Here is a 14,720-nt window from a genome sequence, read left to right on the forward strand (position 1 = left end):
CCTAATGGTTGGGCTTTCACGCGGGTTGTCCCACGTACCAAGTACGAATATTAGGCCATTTAACATCCTTTGTAAATAGTTTTCGGAACCCGTGATACGGGACACGTGCGTTTGACGGCATTGAGAGGCCTGTGATACGATTCTCGCTTGTCATAAAGCCACTCCCGAACACCAAGAAAGGTCCGAATGTACGCCGTCATCGAGGCCAACGGCCGGCAACTCAAAGTCAGCGAAGGCGACGTGATCCGCGTCGACAGCATCGCAGGTGCACCCGACTCGCAGATCGTCTTCGAGCGCGTGCTGCTCGCACACGACGGCGTGGAGCTGCGCATCGGCGCGCCGCTGGTCGAACGCGCGAAAGTCACTGCAACCATCGTGCGCCAGGGCAAAGACCGCAAGATCATGGTCTTCCACTATAAACCGAAGAAGCGCATCCGCAAGCGCCGAGGGCACCGGCAGCCGATCACCGAGCTGCGCATTGAGAAGATCTCGCTCTAAGGACGGATTAGCGGTCCGCGCGCAGCGCCGCGCGGGCCGGATCGTGCGCCTGCAGGTCAGCGGGCACGCGGGTTTCGCCCATCCCGGAGAGGACATCGTCTGCGCGGGCGTGAGCGCGCTCGTGCAATCGGCTGCGCACGGGCTATCGGCGCATTGCGCAGCGGCCGCCACGGTGCGCGACGACCCGGAGGGCGATTTTGTGATCGAGCTGCTTGAACCCGCCAACGCCCGGGCACAAGCGGTGCTGGAGACGGCGCTGAGCGGCCTGCGCGCGATCGCCCGCGAATATCCGGACCACCTCGCCGTGCGCGTGGAGCGCACAGGGGCCCGCCGCTCGCGGACGGAACACACTCGACCCCGAAAAGGAGCCTAGGAAAACGATGGAATCGCCAGCTGATCGCGAGGCACTCACCAACGGCGCAAGCCAGAACCCGGGCGGCGGCATCCAGCCGGACGACGGTTCGGGCGAGCTGCGCGGCGCGCTCGTGGCCGGTCTGATCGGCGCGGTGGTCGCAACCGCCGGCTTCGTCATCTACAACCGGCTCGAAGAAGAGCACCGCGAGGCCCTGCGCAAATCGGTGACCAAATTCGTCGAGGAGCGCGTCGCGGAAGTACGGTCGCAGCTCAAGTTCTGATGGGCCTGCCGACCGGCGTGCCCTGTGCGGTGAGCGCCGCCCCGACGTGGGCGGCCTCTTCATTTCCGGGGCGCCAGCCGCCGATATAAAGCACAGATGCAGCAAACGCCGCACCGCTTTTCCATGTCCCTCGCCGCGCTCGCTCTGGTCGCCGCCTTATGGCCCGGCCGGCCGGCGCTGGCGGCCACGCATGCGCTGCGCCCGCTCCAACCCGCCGAGGCTATGCACGCTTACGTCTCAGCCATCCGCTATTTCAATCCGGGCATCGACGAGCCCGAAGCGGAGCAGATCGTCGACGCCATCTTGCGCGAGTCCTGGGATCAGAAAGTCGATCCGCGCCTCGTCGTCGCCATCGTCGCCACCGAGAGCTCCTTCGACCGCACGGCGCGCAGCAGCGCCGGCGCGCGCGGCCTGGGCCAGCTCATGCCTGGCACAGCGTCGCTCGACGGCGTGACCGACATCGAAGACATAGACCAGAACATCCACGGCACCGTGCTCACGCTCAAGGGCAACCTGGCGCATTACGCCTACCTGGACCCGCAGGACCGGTTCGAGCGAGCGATCGCGGCGTATAACGCCGGCACCGGCGCGGTCGACCGTTACGGCGGCATTCCGCCGTACGACGAGACGGTGAACTACGTCTACAGAGTGATCTCGCTGTGGCGCCGTTTTGTGGGGCTTGACTCCAACTAGTCCGTGGTTTCCGGTTTCGGTTCCATCTGCGGGAGCTCGAGCGCATCGTCGGCATGCAGCGGCGCGTCGTCGGCGTGCAGCTCCGCGCCCGGCAGTTCGACCGCGATCGACTCTTCGATCGAGCGCTCGCGCAGCTGGTCCGGCGGCTGCGACCACGGCGGCGGCGCTTGCGACGGATGCGGCGCGACGTCGGCCGCGGCCGCGGCGCGATCCATCTCCGCCATGAACGAATTCGTCGTGTTCTGGACATGACGCATCGCATCGCCGAGCTGGCGCGCGATCTTCGGCAGATGCTCGGGGCCGAAGAGCAGCAGCGCGACCACGAAGATCAGGATGGTGTCGGACGGGCTCAGCATGGTTTTCTCACGCGTGCGGACAAAGTTCGTCCAGCCCGTTTCATCGTCCCTCGTCCGCCGCACGAATGGACGCCCATTCTCTCGAATCTTTCACCTTCCGGACGGTCCCGTTGAAGATCTTCTACACCAAGGGTCAGCGTGAGGATCCGGTCGCTTCGCTCGCGACCTTGAAGAAGATCCTCGCCCGTTTCGTGCGGCGCTACGTCTTCTATGAGATGTCGGCGCGGCATAGGACCACGCGCCAGCTCTTCTCGGTCAAGAACGTCTTCTTGCTGGGCCAAGTGGACGTCAGCGGCCAGAACGAGCTCATCGTGACGCTGTTCGACGCCGAGCATCCGGCGCACTCGATCGAGATCGTCAATCCCCACGCCATGCGCATCTATGACGAGGGCAAGGGCTACGCGGTCGCGTTCTACACCGAAGAGCACGGCGACTTCGACGTGCGCTACTACATGCGCGATGAAGGCGAAGAAGGCAAGTCGCCCAGGCACACCGCGCTCGAACGCATCTCGCTGCCGCAACTGTTCGAGTATCTGGAAGACATCAAGAAGGCCGAGGTGGTCGAGGTGCTCGAGCCCTCAAAGCACTAGGCGCGCCGGCGGCGGCCGGATAGGAAATCCCAGAACGAACCGTTCTCGAGCTTGGCGGCGCGGCGCAGCTCGCGCACGGATTCGCCGATGCGGCCTTCGCGTTTGAGCAGCACGGCATAGTTGTGATGGGCGAGCGGGTAGTCGGGATCGGCGGCGATGGCGGCTTCGTAGCGCGCTCGTGCTTCGTCTAAGCGTCCAGCCTCGAGCGCGAGGTTGCCGAGATTGGTCAACGCCGGGGCGTGCTTCGGGTCCGCGCGCAGCGCGGCCTCAAAATCCGCCGCGGCGGCCTGCGTATCGTTGAGACGCAGGTGGCACACGCCGCGCTTTGACAGCGCTTCTGCGGGGCGATCCGTGCCGCCGGCAGCGGCGCTGAACAATCCGATCGCGAGGTCGTATTGACGTTCGGCAAGCGCTTGCAAACCGCGTTCGAAGGGCGTCGCAGGTTCCTTGCGAAAGCCGCTGGACCCAATGCGCATCGACATCGTGACGCTGTTTCGTGGCTTTTTCGAGCCTATCATCTCCGGCAGCATCCTCGGCCGTGCGCAGGCCAAGAGCGCGGTCGACATCCGCGTGCACGATTTGTGGCAGCACGTGCCGGCGGGCGAGCGCGCCGATGACGCGCCGTACGGCGGCGGGGCGGGCATGGTCATGCGCTTGGGTCCGCTGATCGCGTGCCTCGAGGACGTGCTCGGCGGCGACTTGCGCCCGCCGGCCGGCGCGCGCGTCATCGTGCCGTCGCCGGCCGGTGCGCGTTTCGACCATGCGATGGCCGCGGACTGGTCGAGGCTGGCGCGCCTCGTCATCGTGTGCGGTCACTACGAGGGGATCGACGAGCGCTTCTTCGATCTCGTGCCGGCGGTCGAGGTCTCGCTCGGCGACTTCGTGCTCACCGGCGGAGAGATCCCCGCGCTGGCCTTCGTGGATGCCTGCGTGCGCCTGCTGCCGGGCGTGATAGCGGCGCAAAGCGCCGCGCAGGACTCGTTCGCCGAGGGCGCGCTGGATTGGCCGCACTACACGCGGCCTGCGGTCTTCCGCGGCATCGCGGTCCCTGAGGTGCTGATCAGCGGCGACCATGCCAAGATCGGCGCTTGGCGCCGCGAACAGTCGCGCGAGCGCACGCAAGCGCGCCGGCCGGACCTCGGCGTCCCAGAAGCCCACCTGAAGGGGCCTCCTGCAACCTGAAGGCTTGTCGCGCTCGCAAGCCTCGTGTTATACTGGTTTGCGTTCGCATTCAGGCATCCAGTTATGGCTGCGGCGTCGAGCCTCGAACGTGAGGACGGCGCCTTTTTCACGGCCCTAGAGGAACATTGGTATCATGAATCTCGCCAGCCTCGTGAGTCCGGGCAGCGCGACTAAGCGCACCGTAGATTTCGCTCCCGGCGACACGATCAAAGTGCACACGCGCGTCACCGAAGGCAATAAAGAGCGCATCCAAGCGTTCGAGGGCGTCGTGGTGGAGCGCCGCCTCGGCGGCCACAGCGCCAGCTTCACGGTGCGCCGCCTGTCGCATGGCGTCGGCGTCGAACGCTCGTTTTTGGTGCAATCGCCCAGGATCGAGAAGATCGAAGTCGTGCGCCGCGGCAGCGTGCGCCGCGCCAAGCTCTTCTACTTGCAAGAGCGCGTCGGCAGCAAAGCCACACGGATCAAAGAGCAGAAGCAAACCACGCAGTGAGCCCAGGAGCTCTTTTCCTCATCATCGGGCTGCTGCTCGTCGCCCGTGTCGTCATCGGCTTGCGTCCGGCGACGATCCCCGACGACAAGCAGCGCGTGGCTATCCGCGAGTACCTCGACGCGTTCATCGTCGCAGGTATCGTCGCACTGGTCTTGATGCAATTCGTCGTGCGCACGTTTTGGATCCCGTCCGGATCCATGGAGCCGACGCTCGACGTCAACGACGTTCTGCTGGCGAACGAAGTCCAATATCATCTGTCGAATCCCAAGGACGGTCAGATCGCGGTGTTCGCGCCGCCCCCGCAGCTCGGCACGACCGATTTCATCAAACGCGTCATGGCGGTGCCCGGCGACACGTTCAAGGTCAAAGACGGCGATGTCTATCGCAACGGCGTCAAGCTCGACGAACCGTATCTGCCCAAAGGCCAGCGCCCCAACTACGATCTCGAGATCAAAGATTACAGCATCTACGTGGACGGCATGCCGCTGGATCCGCAGCGCTCGCAGCTTCCGCCCAAGTCGGCCTGGCAGGCGCCTGATCGAGTGCCTAACGGCTACTATCTCATGTTGGGCGATAACCGCAACGATTCGGACGACAGCCATTTGTGGGGATTCTTGCGGCGCGATCAATTCGTGGGCCACGCGTTCTTCGTGTTCTGGCCGCCCAAACACGTAGGCGCGCTCCGCTAACCCCGCGAACCTCCTCGGCAACCCGGGGTTCCGGTGCTCGACCGGCCGAGGAGGACCGCCAATGCGCCCTATCGCCTTTGTCGTATGCGCGCTCATACTCGTCACTGCCGCTGTCTCGTTTTCCACCGCGCCTGCCCTCGCGGACACCTATAGCGGCACTGTGACGCATGTCTCCACCAACAACATCAAGGTCAAGAACAGCGCCGGCATGGAGCTCAGCTTCCTGCTCGCGCCGTCGTTCGACCAGGTCTTCTCGACCGATGGGAAGACGACATATCAGATGAAGGACGTCAAGCCCGGCCGGCACGTCAAGATCGTGTACCACCAGCAGCTGGGCATCCGCTATGCGGACAAGATCATCTTCTTAAGTTCGTAGGCTTAGGTCTTGCGCAGCTTCCAGATGTGCTCCGCCGGCCAGCGGCGCGCCCAGCCTAGGGGCACGTAGTCCCCGTACGTGGATTCGGCGTCATCCGGCGGCTGGATCTCGATGAGGTCCTCAGCCGTCAAGCCGCAATGCCGGAACAGCCGGATCCACTCCCCGTAGGGCAATTGGAACACGACGGTCTCCTCGTCTTCGCCGCCGCGCATGCCGAAGTAGGTGCGCTGCAGCGACTCTTGCACTTCGTCGGCCTCGTCGCTCCAGCACAGCTCGAGGATCGGCGTCGCCATGTTGAACGCGAATAGGCCCCCGGGCCGCAGCAAAGGGCCAGCGGATCTCGATGTGATGCGCGTTCAAGTTCTCAAACGTATGCCGCGCGATTCAGAATTCTTTGTCGTTCGGCTCGTCTCGCACATCTGAGAACATGTTCACCCACTCGATGCTCACGGAAAGAAGGTCCAGCGTGACAGATGGATCTGGCGCAGAACCTCGCCCGTGTGTTCAGCGTCACATGGTTCCACGAACGTGGAGATGACGCCGGCGTGCTTCTCGTAGGCCAAGGAAGGCGGCCCGCTGCACTCAACGGTGCGGCGGGCCGATATTCTGATTACCGTGTCAGCCGATTCAACCTACTGCATCATCAACCCGAACCGACTCATCGCGAAGATAGGTCGCGCCAAGAACGTCCTGCGCCGGCTCGAGACCTTGCAAACCGATAGCGCGGATCAGTTGTATCTGGCCGAGGTCATCGGACCCCTTCCGGGCATCAACGTCGAGCACTCGTTGCACAAGGCGTTGGAGCCGTGGCGCGTTTACGGCGAGTGGTTCGATGGGCCGATTGCGCTGTCGGTCTTCCAGCAAGTCAAAGCCCAACTCACGCACTCGCCAGTCGCCGCGACCATACGCCGCCAGAACGCATGGCTTCTCGCCGCCGTGATCATCGCCGCATTGGCCGCCGCTCTCAGCGCGTTCGTGGGCGACTACCGAAACACCGCATGGCTGACGCTCGGCGTCATAGTCGTCGCAGTTCTTGCGTTCGGCCAGCGCGATAAGGTCCTCGCCATTGCGCCCAGTGCGCCGACACCGACCATGCCGCCTGTGCCGAGCGTCGTCCGCGACGAGGTCGAGGAGGCCCGAGAGCGGCGGGGTCCGTAGCCAAGACAAAGAAGCAGAGAGAGATCATGGTTATGGATGATGGGGAAATGGATGAAATAAGACTTGCAATAAACGATATACAACGATCCAGGGCGGAAGTGCTAGAGTTTGCCTACCTCAGGCTGGGCAAGACGCTGGAGGGCGCACTCGCCGACGCAGACGCCAAGCTACGAGAACTCATCGCGAAGTGGCGTGTCCGGAAATAGAATCCGGCGAATCTTACGAATCCTGGACCATTCGAACCATCTTCGCGGAACAGATGCGGAGATGCGCCGACGAACTCGAAGTCCGGATACTACCGGAGCAATTCGGCGGGCGACGAGTTCGGCGCGCGCCACCCGGGGGAGAGGCCCGCCTCAGCGAGATCCCCATTGAGACTCTCGATCACTGTAATACACCGGCGGAAGAATAAGTGGCTTGCTACGTGCCGCCTGCGCCGAGCGTCGTCCGCGATGAGGTCGAGGAAGCGCGAGAGCGCCGCAGTTCGTAGCAAGACAATGGAAAGCCAGTGAAATTATGGATGCTAGGGATGCTGAGCAAATGGGGCTAGATTCATCAAGGAGAACACGGCGCGCTTGGAGCTCATCGTCGCCGATGATTCCGCTCCCGAGGCCCACCGGGCCATCGCGCGCGCTACGCCGGCATTGTGTTTCATTTCTTGCCCGCTCCCTACATAACGCCAGCGGATCGGTAGGGGCGGGCCACGATTTGGAACGCCCAGGTAAACCCGAGCATCATACGGCGCGAACGCTGAAGGACCGCGCGGGGTTTCTTGTATGCATGACGATTGTGGGCGTCGGGATTCTATTGTTGCATTTGTATCGTCCAATGGGCGCGGATCTCGCCATGCTTGGTCTGTTCATTCTCGCGATACTCGCGGCCGAAGTGGCGGGTCGATGGCCCAGTGGATGAAGGCTAACCTAGGCTATATTGACGATGTCCTCGATGCGGATGTCCGCCAACAGACCTCCTTGCACGACGCCCGAGAGGTCCGGTTGCGGCATGACATTGTAGATGCCCTCATCCGCTCGGGATAGCGCGCCGTCGAGAACCACGCCGCTCTTTAGCGTGACCTTCCTGCGTGTCGTGCCGTCAGCTAGTTTTCTAGCGTCTTCGTCTCTCATAGTACACCTCGTCTGACCGGATCGCCGGTAAGCGGCTGCGCGATCGCGGCACCTCTTCGGCGCTCGCGTGAACGAGCGGAACATCTGCGCCGCGCCGCAGCCGAATTCCGGGATGTCCTCGCCGGCTTGGCTTGATACTGGGCGCTTGTCCGGTCCCAGAATTGCCGGTTCTTGAGCTCGTGATCGCGCAGCGTCATCAAGGTCCTCCTAACGCCGATCGTTTCGCAGAGCGGGCACGGCGGCGGCGCCCAGCGCGATGATGAGAAAACCAAAGGTCGAGACGATGATCGCTGCGCGAGGCCCGTGCAGCTGCGCCAGCGCGCCGCCGATCAGCGTGCCCGGCACGACGCCGATCAGCGCGATCAGGCGCACCGCCGCGAAGACGCGCCCTATCTTCTCGTGCGGGGTCACGCGCATGCGCCAGCTGATGATCTGCGTCACCTCGAACGAACCGCCGGCGCTGGCGAACATCCAGAAGATGACCGCGAACCACAAGGTGTGCGCGAAGATGACCGGCACGAAGATCAATCCGTCGATCGCGTACGCGATCAGCAAGGCCGGACCGAACGGCCATTTGCCGACCGTGGCGCCGCCGAGCAGCGAGCCGGAGATCGAGCCGAGCGCCAGCACCCCGTAGCTCAGGCCGACTTGCGCATCGCTGGCGTGGAACTCCAGTTTGATGAACGGGATGTACACTACCATCGCCATCATGCCGAACAGGTTGAGCAAGAGGCTGCAGTACGCAGCGGCCAGCATCGCGCGATCGTCGTGCATGAGGCGGAAGCCCTCGGCGATGTCGGCCCAGATCTCGCGCATCGAAGGCAGCGAGCCGGGGTTGTCCGGCCCCATGCTGGGCACCAGCAGCAGTGAGATCTGCGATGTCAGATAGGTGAATGCGTTGACGATGAGCGCCGGCAGCGCGCCGCCCAGGGCGAACAGCAAGCCGCCCAAGGGCGGCGAGATGAGGTTCGAGGTCTGCTCGGCGGCGATAAGCGCCGCCACCGCTCTCCCCGATCGCTCTCCGCCGACCAGATACGGGATGCTGGTGGATTGCCCGCCCAAGAAGATGGCGGCCGCGATCGAGACGATGACGATGCCGACGTACAGCACGGGCAGCGTCAGCGCGTGGCGCCAGAACAGCACCGCGAAGAGCGCGATGATGGCGAAGCGCACGAAGTCGCAGCCGATCATGAGCCGGCGCCGGTCCAGCCGATCGGCCAGCGATCCGCCGACCAATCCGAACAGCGAGAACGGCAAGAACTCGAGCGCGTAGGTGACGCCGAGCGTGAGCGCCGACCCGGTGAGATTGAAGACCAGCAACGGGATGGCAAGCGCGCGCAATCCATCGCCGAAATAGCTCAACAGCTGCCCCGCATAGTAGAGCGAAAAGCTTCGTTCGGCGAAAATGCTGCGTGCCGGGTTCGAAACCGCCATCCGCGGGATGTTTGCCGCCACCCGCACGCGCGCCCTTCGCTGCGCGCCGCGACAAGGGCGCGCGGCCGCGCGCACGGAACACGTCATTCCGTGCGACAGCCGGCTCCTCGATGGCACGGTGGCGGTCAACTCGATCCGACCGCTGCGTATGCCATCGTCGCGGACGCCAATGCCGTTCCCCAGCCGCTGCCGGGCGAGCTTGCAACCCCCTCTCCGTTCATCCGCGCGCTGGTCCGCGCCGCGAAACTCGCGGCAGAAGCGGCTGCGTTGCTCATCTTGCTCGCGCTGTTCTTCGTTCGCCTGCCGCAGGTCAGCGGGCACTCCATGGAACCGCAGTTGCGCGCCGGCGAACACGTCGTCATCAACACGCTCGCGTACGATCTGCGCGTGGGCGGCGGCGATCGCCCGCTGTTCGACCACGCGCTCTACCCGATCGAGCGCGGCGACGTCGTCGCATTCATCCACGCAGGCGCCGACGGAGAAGAAGTCTATCTCAAACGCGTCATCGGTGTGCCCAACGAGACGGTCGCGATCACACGCGGCGCAGTCATCGTGAACGGCCTGCAGCTGCCCGAACCGTACCTATCCAAGCCCGATGCCGCGAATTCGCCCGCGCTGCGCGTGCCGGCAGGCTCGTATTTCGTGCTCGGCGACAATCGCGCCGAGTCCGACGACTCGCGCGCGTTCGGCGCCGTGCCGCGCACGGCGATCATCGGCCGGGCCCAGCTGGTCGTATGGCCGCTCAACCGTGCCGCGCTCATCCGCTAAGGACAAGGCCGCCGCGAGCTGGTTCCCCGGCCATATGGCCGCGGGCATGCGCGCACTCGATGAGTTCGCCGGTCTTATCGACCTGGTCGTCGAGGTGCGCGACGCGCGCGTGCCCGCCGCCACGGCCGTCGCAGGATTGCACCCCAAGCTGCGCGCCAAGCCTCGTCTCATCGTGCTCAACCGCGAGGATCTCGCCGATCCGCGTGCGACCACGGCGTGGGTGCGCGCCTTGCGCGCGCAGTGGCCGGCGTACGCGACGATGGGCACCAATGCGGCGACGCTGCGCGCCGTGCGCACCGCTATCGCGAGCGCGCCGCGGCGCCGCGCCGTGCTGCACGTGGCGGTCGTCGGCGCTCCCAATACCGGCAAGTCGTCGGTCATCAACGGGCTGAGCCGGCGCAAGCGCGCGCGCGCGCAGGACCGGCCTGGCGTGACGCGCCACGCTCAGTGGCTCGCGCTTGTGCCGGGCACCGAGCTGCTTGATACGCCGGGCGTGCTGCCGCCCAAGATCGTCGATCGCGATGCGGCGTGGCAGCTCGCCGCGTGCGGATGTCTGCCGGAGACCGCGTACGATCCCGAAGCGGTCGTCGAACGTCTGGGCGCGTGGCTGAAAGAGCATGGGCCCGCTCACGCCGCTGCGCGCGTTTCGATCGAAGAATTCGCGCGCGCGCGCGGGATGCTGCGCAAAGGCGGCGAAGTCGACCGCGCCGGGGCTGCCCGCACGCTGCTCGTCGAATTCCGCGCAGGCACGCTCGGCCGCTTCACGTTCGAACTTCCGAGAGAGGCTTCGTGACCCCCAAAGAACGTCAGCGTCTTCGTCGGTTGCACGCCTACGAACGCGCCGCTTGGGAGAGCGGCGCTCGCTACATCTGCGGCGTGGACGAGGTCGGGCGAGGTCCCCTGGCCGGGCCGGTGGTCGCGGGCGCGGTGATCATCTCGGCGCCGCTGCGCTTGGAATTCCTCAACGACAGCAAGCAGGTGACCGAGCTGCGCCGCGTCGATCTCGACGCGGCCATCCGCGCGCAGGCGGTATGCGTCTCGCTTGGCTGGGTCGAGCCCGACGAGATCGACCGCATCAACATCTTGGCGGCGACCAAAGTGGCGATGAACCGAGCGCTGGCGGGCTTGAGCCAAGCGCCATGCCGCGTCTTCGTCGACGCGCTGTCGATCCCGGGCTGCCCGTTTCCCCAATCGCCGATCATCGGCGGCGACCGCAAGTCCGCCGCCATCGCCGCGGCGAGCATCGTCGCGAAAGTCGCGCGCGACGCCTTCATGTCGCGCATGGAGGCCGAGTATCCGGGTTACGGTTTCGCCGAGCACAAGGGCTACAGCACGGCATCGCACTTCGACGCGCTCGACCGGCTGGGTCCGTGCGCCATCCATCGCCGCTCGTTCATGCCGGTGGTCTCGCCGCGGCTCAAGTTCATGTACGAGAGCGATGCCTTGTGACGCGCGGCAAGGCTGTCTCGACCGTTGCCGCCGGCAGCGCAGCCGAAGCGGCCGCTGCGACGTTCCTGCGCGACCGCGGCTATCACGTGCTCGAGCGCAATTTCCGCTGCCGCGGCGGCGAGATCGATCTGATCGCGCTTGACGGCGGCACGCTGGTCTTCATCGAGGTCAAGATGCGGCGCACCCTGAGCCGCGGCGCGCCGATCGAGGCCGTCACGCCGCTCAAACAGGCGCGCGTCGCGCGCGCCGCGCAATCGTACCTCGCGTTCTCGGGGCGCGTCTTCCCGCGCATCCGGTTCGACGTCATCAGCGTCATGCGCACCTCGGCCCGGACCGAGATCACGCACTTCAAAGCGGCGTTCGAAGCGATCTGATGCAGCTGCAGCCCGGCGCGGTCTTGGCCGACCGCTATCGCATCGTCGAACGCATCGGCTCGGGCGGGATGGGCGAGGTCTACCGCGGCTACGACCACGGGCTCGAGCGCGAAGTTGCCATCAAGGTGCTCGCGGCGCACTCGGACGACGTCAATCGCCGGTTTCTCGCCGAGGCGCAGGCGATGGCTCGGCTCAACCATCCGAACATCGTCGCGGTCTATGACGTCGGCATGGACTCGCACATCTCGTACATCATCATGGAGTGCGTGCATGGCGCGACGATCCGCGACATCGACCGCAGCGCCTGCACCGTCGCGCGCGCGGTCGACCTCGTGCTGCAGGTCGTCGGCGCGCTCGCGTTCGCGCACGAGCACGACGTGGTGCATCGCGACATCAAGCCGGGCAACGTCATCGTCGGCGAGGACGGCGTCGTCAAAGTGACCGATTTCGGGCTTGCGCGGCGCATGTCCGACGTCGGCAATCTGTCGCAAAGCTCCGAGATCGTCGGCACGGTCGCGTACCTGCCGCCGGAGCGCTTCATGGGCAAGACCGGGGACCGCTCGAGCGATCTCTACTCGGTCGGCGTGCTGATCTACGAGCTGGTGACCGGATCGCTGCCGTTCGCCGAATCATCCGAGGATCTCGTCTCGACGATGATTGCGCACGTGAACGAAGTGCCGCGGCCGCCGCGCCTGCTCAACCCGGCCATCCCGCCCGAGCTCGACCGCATCGTCGTGCGCCTGCTGGAGAGCGAACCCCAACGCCGCTTCCCGGACGCACCATCGCTGCGCGCCGCGCTCGAGGCAGCGCGCGAACGCGGCGGTCCCGGCTGGTCGACGACCTTGCCGCAGGCGACGTCGTCGCAGAACGCGCTCTCGCGCAGCACGTACGCGGAAGCGCTGGCGCTGATGGAACGCGGCATCCTGGCGGGGCGCGGCGGCGATGCGGACGGCGCGCAGCGCTCCTATCGCGAAGCGATCGACATCGTCATCGAAGAGCGCGAGCGCTGACATGCTCGCGTCCGGCCGCCTGCGCTTCAAGATCTTCACCTCGTTCGCCATCGCCGCGCTGGGCATCATCGCGCTGGTGCGCTTGACCGTCATCGCACCGCCTTCGAGCGATACCGCCTTCGCCTATCTGGTCCTGGCCTTGCTCATCGCGGCCGCGCTGTGGCGTGGGCTCATCTACCTGCGCGCAGCGCGCGGACCGGCGCGCCCGTGAGGCTCTCGTGATCACGCCGGACCCGCTCGGCATCGTCATCGCGCTGGTCGTCGTCGGCGCAGTGAGCTCGACGCTGTATTGGATGTTGCATCCGGCGCTGAGCCGCTCGGCGCTCATCGCGCAGACCGCGTCCACGCAGGCCAGTGAGATCTCAGGCAAGGTGCTGGTCGTCTTCTCGACCGACATCAACTCGCTCGTGCTGATGGCGCTTGCCGCCCGCATGGCCAAGCGGCAGCAGGCGACCGTGGTCGCCATCTACGTGATCGAAGTGCCGTACACGCTGCCGATCGAGGCCGATCTGCCCCAAGCCGAGCGGCGTGCGCTCGCTTCGTTGAACGCCGCCGAGGAGGTCGCCCGCAAGGCGGGAGTCGACATCGAAACGCGCATGATTCGCGACCGCCAGACGGGAACTGCCATCCTCCGGGCGGCGCAGGAAGAGAGCGCTAGCCTTATCGTCATGGGCACGTATCGCGAACACGGCTATGCGGGCGCGCCGCTCGCCAAAGCGATCGAGTTCGTGACCACGCATACGACGACCGACGTGCTGATCGGCGTATCCAGCATCGACGCGAAAAGCATACTGAGCGTCGCGCCGGCCGACATGGTCGCGGATAAGGGGAAATGATGGCGATGAGACCTTTGGGCGTGATCGACGCTGCGGCCGGCCTGATGGCCGCTTCGGTCGTCCTCATGGGCGCCGCGTCGCCCGCGCCCTCACCCGCCGGTTCGCCCGGCGCGCCGATGACCTCAGAACAGTGGATCGCGAAGTACCAAACCGCCTGGGATGCGCTCAAGACGTATCAGTGCACGATCACGTCGCGCGAGTACCTCAACGGCCGCGTCCAGGACCGGGTCTACGTCATCAAAGTCCAAAAGCCGACGTCGGTGCGGCTCGACATCGTCGGCGGCGACGGCAAAGGCAGCGCGGCCGTATGGCAGGGCGGCGACACGGTGAACGGGCATCAGGGCGGCTTCCTCTCGATCATCCATCTGAACCTGAACATCCACAACAAGATCGCCACCACTATGCGCGGGCGCACGATCGCTCAGGCCAGCTTCGGCGCGGACCTCGACGAGATCAAGTCGATCAAATGGAAATCGACCGACGTCACGGTCGCCGGAGAGCGGTTCACGATGACGGGCGTACCGCAGGACCCTGCGCAGGACGACGGCATCGCCAAAGAGGTCATGACTCTTGGCGCGAACGGCCTGCCCGTCGAGCTCACCGAATACGACACCGCCGGGATGGTCGCGCGGCACGAAGTGTATACCGACGTGCAAGTGGACATCACGCTGCCGGACTCGACCTGGCACACCTGATCCGCTAGGTTCGGCGCTGCCTAGACCTCGCCGGTCGCCGTGCGGTCGTCGAGCTCCGCGCCCGCGTCGCTGTACGCCTGGCGCAGCGCGAGCAGCGATTGGTGGCGCGTCACATCTTTGGGATCGGGCGTTGCGTCCGCGCCGAGATCGCCGGTCTCGAACACGCCGTATTTCTTCTCCAGCGCGCTGACATAGGAGTCGATGTCGGTGCACACCTCGTCGAACTCTTTGAGCAGGCGCTGCAGCTCGGGCGTGAGCGAGTGCTCGACCGCCGCGAGGCGTTCGGCGTCGTCCGGACCGGTGAATTTCTTCCAGCGCGCTACCATCGGGTCCAACCGCTCCCAGATATGTTCCGCCATGTCT

General features: G+C 65.4%; 25 protein-coding genes. 19 read left to right on the forward strand and 6 right to left on the reverse strand.

Annotated features, from left to right (window positions below; all coding sequences use genetic code 11):
* Window positions 1-186: 186 nt before the first annotated feature.
* From rplU to VKF82_08535, 4 genes are all read left to right on the forward strand, one after another.
* A complete protein-coding gene (gene rplU, locus VKF82_08520) occupies window positions 187-498 on the forward strand; it encodes a 50S ribosomal protein L21 (protein HME82104.1) in 312 nt (103 codons plus the stop codon).
* A complete protein-coding gene (locus tag VKF82_08525) occupies window positions 479-871 on the forward strand; it encodes a ribosomal-processing cysteine protease Prp (protein HME82105.1) in 393 nt (130 codons plus the stop codon). Before rplU ends, VKF82_08525 begins: the two co-directional genes overlap by 20 nt.
* 7 nt (window positions 872-878) lie before the next feature.
* Window positions 879-1,133 (forward strand): hypothetical protein, encoded by a 255-nt coding sequence (locus VKF82_08530; protein HME82106.1) that lies wholly within the window; start codon window positions 879-881, stop codon window positions 1,131-1,133.
* Between the two features lie 96 nt (window positions 1,134-1,229).
* Complete coding sequence (locus VKF82_08535; protein ID HME82107.1) at window positions 1,230-1,826, forward strand: lytic transglycosylase domain-containing protein; 597 nt, start codon at window positions 1,230-1,232, stop codon at window positions 1,824-1,826.
* Here VKF82_08535 and VKF82_08540 read toward each other — a convergent pair.
* Entirely contained in the window at window positions 1,823-2,182 is a 360-nt protein-coding gene (locus VKF82_08540; GenBank protein ID HME82108.1) for a twin-arginine translocase TatA/TatE family subunit, read from the reverse strand. The two genes, VKF82_08535 and VKF82_08540, sit on opposite strands and share 4 nt — an antisense overlap.
* Window positions 2,183-2,292: 110 nt before the next feature.
* Here VKF82_08540 and VKF82_08545 point away from each other — a divergent pair, with 110 nt between their 5' ends.
* Entirely contained in the window at window positions 2,293-2,772 is a 480-nt protein-coding gene (locus tag VKF82_08545; GenBank protein ID HME82109.1) for a hypothetical protein, read from the forward strand.
* On the opposite strand, the gene VKF82_08550 is transcribed toward VKF82_08545, so the two are convergent.
* Window positions 2,769-3,254, reverse strand: coding sequence for a tetratricopeptide repeat protein (locus VKF82_08550; protein ID HME82110.1), 486 nt, complete (start codon window positions 3,252-3,254; stop codon window positions 2,769-2,771). The genes VKF82_08545 and VKF82_08550 overlap by 4 nt on opposite strands.
* Here VKF82_08550 and trmD point away from each other — a divergent pair.
* From trmD to VKF82_08570, 4 genes are all read left to right on the forward strand, one after another.
* Window positions 3,241-3,954 carry a tRNA (guanosine(37)-N1)-methyltransferase TrmD gene (trmD, locus tag VKF82_08555; GenBank protein HME82111.1) on the forward strand — a complete coding sequence of 238 codons (714 nt, stop codon included), beginning with the start codon at window positions 3,241-3,243 and terminating at the stop codon, window positions 3,952-3,954. The two genes, VKF82_08550 and trmD, sit on opposite strands and share 14 nt — an antisense overlap.
* 133 nt (window positions 3,955-4,087) lie before the next feature.
* The gene (gene rplS, locus VKF82_08560) at window positions 4,088-4,444 is read left to right on the forward strand and encodes a 50S ribosomal protein L19 (GenBank protein HME82112.1); all 357 of its coding nucleotides are present in this window, start codon (window positions 4,088-4,090) and stop codon (window positions 4,442-4,444) included.
* Window positions 4,441-5,133, forward strand: a complete 693-nt coding sequence (gene lepB / locus VKF82_08565) for a signal peptidase I (protein ID HME82113.1) — start codon at window positions 4,441-4,443, stop codon at window positions 5,131-5,133. The genes rplS and lepB (VKF82_08565) overlap by 4 nt, the downstream gene beginning before the upstream one ends.
* Window positions 5,134-5,194: 61 nt before the next feature.
* On the forward strand, window positions 5,195-5,509 hold the full coding sequence (locus tag VKF82_08570) for a hypothetical protein (GenBank protein HME82114.1): 315 nt from the start codon (window positions 5,195-5,197) through the stop codon (window positions 5,507-5,509).
* A 2-nt stretch (window positions 5,510-5,511) separates the two neighbouring features.
* Here the strand turns inward: VKF82_08570 and VKF82_08575 are convergent, their stop codons facing one another.
* Complete coding sequence (locus VKF82_08575) at window positions 5,512-5,802, reverse strand: hypothetical protein (protein ID HME82115.1); 291 nt, start codon at window positions 5,800-5,802, stop codon at window positions 5,512-5,514.
* 322 nt (window positions 5,803-6,124) lie between these two features.
* Between VKF82_08575 and VKF82_08580 the strand changes: the two genes are divergently transcribed.
* On the forward strand, window positions 6,125-6,667 hold the full coding sequence (locus VKF82_08580; protein HME82116.1) for a GIY-YIG nuclease family protein: 543 nt from the start codon (window positions 6,125-6,127) through the stop codon (window positions 6,665-6,667).
* Window positions 6,668-6,693: 26 nt separating this feature from the next.
* Window positions 6,694-6,873: a hypothetical protein gene (locus VKF82_08585; protein HME82117.1), complete on the forward strand. Its 180-nt coding sequence runs from the start codon at window positions 6,694-6,696 to the stop codon at window positions 6,871-6,873.
* A gap of 714 nt (window positions 6,874-7,587) precedes the next feature.
* Here the strand turns inward: VKF82_08585 and VKF82_08590 are convergent.
* Window positions 7,588-7,722 (reverse strand): hypothetical protein, encoded by a 135-nt coding sequence (locus tag VKF82_08590; GenBank protein HME82118.1) that lies wholly within the window; start codon window positions 7,720-7,722, stop codon window positions 7,588-7,590.
* A gap of 276 nt (window positions 7,723-7,998) precedes the next feature.
* On the reverse strand, window positions 7,999-9,252 hold the full coding sequence (locus VKF82_08595; protein ID HME82119.1) for an MFS transporter: 1,254 nt from the start codon (window positions 9,250-9,252) through the stop codon (window positions 7,999-8,001).
* Window positions 9,253-9,315: 63 nt separating this feature from the next.
* On the opposite strand from VKF82_08595, the gene lepB (VKF82_08600) reads away from it, so the two are divergent.
* Genes lepB (VKF82_08600) through VKF82_08635 form a run of 8 tightly spaced genes read left to right on the forward strand, consistent with a single transcriptional unit; the run spans window position 9,316 to window position 14,357 of the window.
* Window positions 9,316-9,993, forward strand: a complete 678-nt coding sequence (gene lepB, locus VKF82_08600; GenBank protein ID HME82120.1) for a signal peptidase I — start codon at window positions 9,316-9,318, stop codon at window positions 9,991-9,993.
* Window positions 9,974-10,786, forward strand: coding sequence for a YlqF/YawG family GTPase (locus tag VKF82_08605; protein HME82121.1), 813 nt, complete (start codon window positions 9,974-9,976; stop codon window positions 10,784-10,786). Before lepB (VKF82_08600) ends, VKF82_08605 begins: the two co-directional genes overlap by 20 nt.
* Window positions 10,783-11,442, forward strand: coding sequence for a ribonuclease HII (locus VKF82_08610; GenBank protein HME82122.1), 660 nt, complete (start codon window positions 10,783-10,785; stop codon window positions 11,440-11,442). Before VKF82_08605 ends, VKF82_08610 begins: the two co-directional genes overlap by 4 nt.
* On the forward strand, window positions 11,439-11,816 hold the full coding sequence (locus VKF82_08615) for a YraN family protein (GenBank protein HME82123.1): 378 nt from the start codon (window positions 11,439-11,441) through the stop codon (window positions 11,814-11,816). The genes VKF82_08610 and VKF82_08615 overlap by 4 nt, the downstream gene beginning before the upstream one ends.
* Window positions 11,816-12,826, forward strand: coding sequence for a protein kinase (locus tag VKF82_08620; GenBank protein HME82124.1), 1,011 nt, complete (start codon window positions 11,816-11,818; stop codon window positions 12,824-12,826). Before VKF82_08615 ends, VKF82_08620 begins: the two co-directional genes overlap by 1 nt.
* 1 nt (window position 12,827) lies before the next feature.
* Entirely contained in the window at window positions 12,828-13,037 is a 210-nt protein-coding gene (locus VKF82_08625; protein HME82125.1) for a hypothetical protein, read from the forward strand.
* Between the two features lie 7 nt (window positions 13,038-13,044).
* Window positions 13,045-13,662: a universal stress protein gene (locus VKF82_08630; GenBank protein ID HME82126.1), complete on the forward strand. Its 618-nt coding sequence runs from the start codon at window positions 13,045-13,047 to the stop codon at window positions 13,660-13,662.
* 5 nt (window positions 13,663-13,667) lie between these two features.
* The gene (locus VKF82_08635; protein ID HME82127.1) at window positions 13,668-14,357 is read left to right on the forward strand and encodes a hypothetical protein; all 690 of its coding nucleotides are present in this window, start codon (window positions 13,668-13,670) and stop codon (window positions 14,355-14,357) included.
* Window positions 14,358-14,377: 20 nt separating this feature from the next.
* On the opposite strand, the gene VKF82_08640 is transcribed toward VKF82_08635, so the two are convergent.
* A complete protein-coding gene (locus VKF82_08640; protein ID HME82128.1) occupies window positions 14,378-14,716 on the reverse strand; it encodes a hypothetical protein in 339 nt (112 codons plus the stop codon).
* Between the last annotated feature and the right edge of the window lie 4 nt (window positions 14,717-14,720).

Source organism: Candidatus Eremiobacteraceae bacterium, from assembly GCA_035314825.1.
In the GTDB taxonomy this organism is placed as follows: Bacteria; Vulcanimicrobiota; Vulcanimicrobiia; order Eremiobacterales; family Eremiobacteraceae; genus JAFAHD01.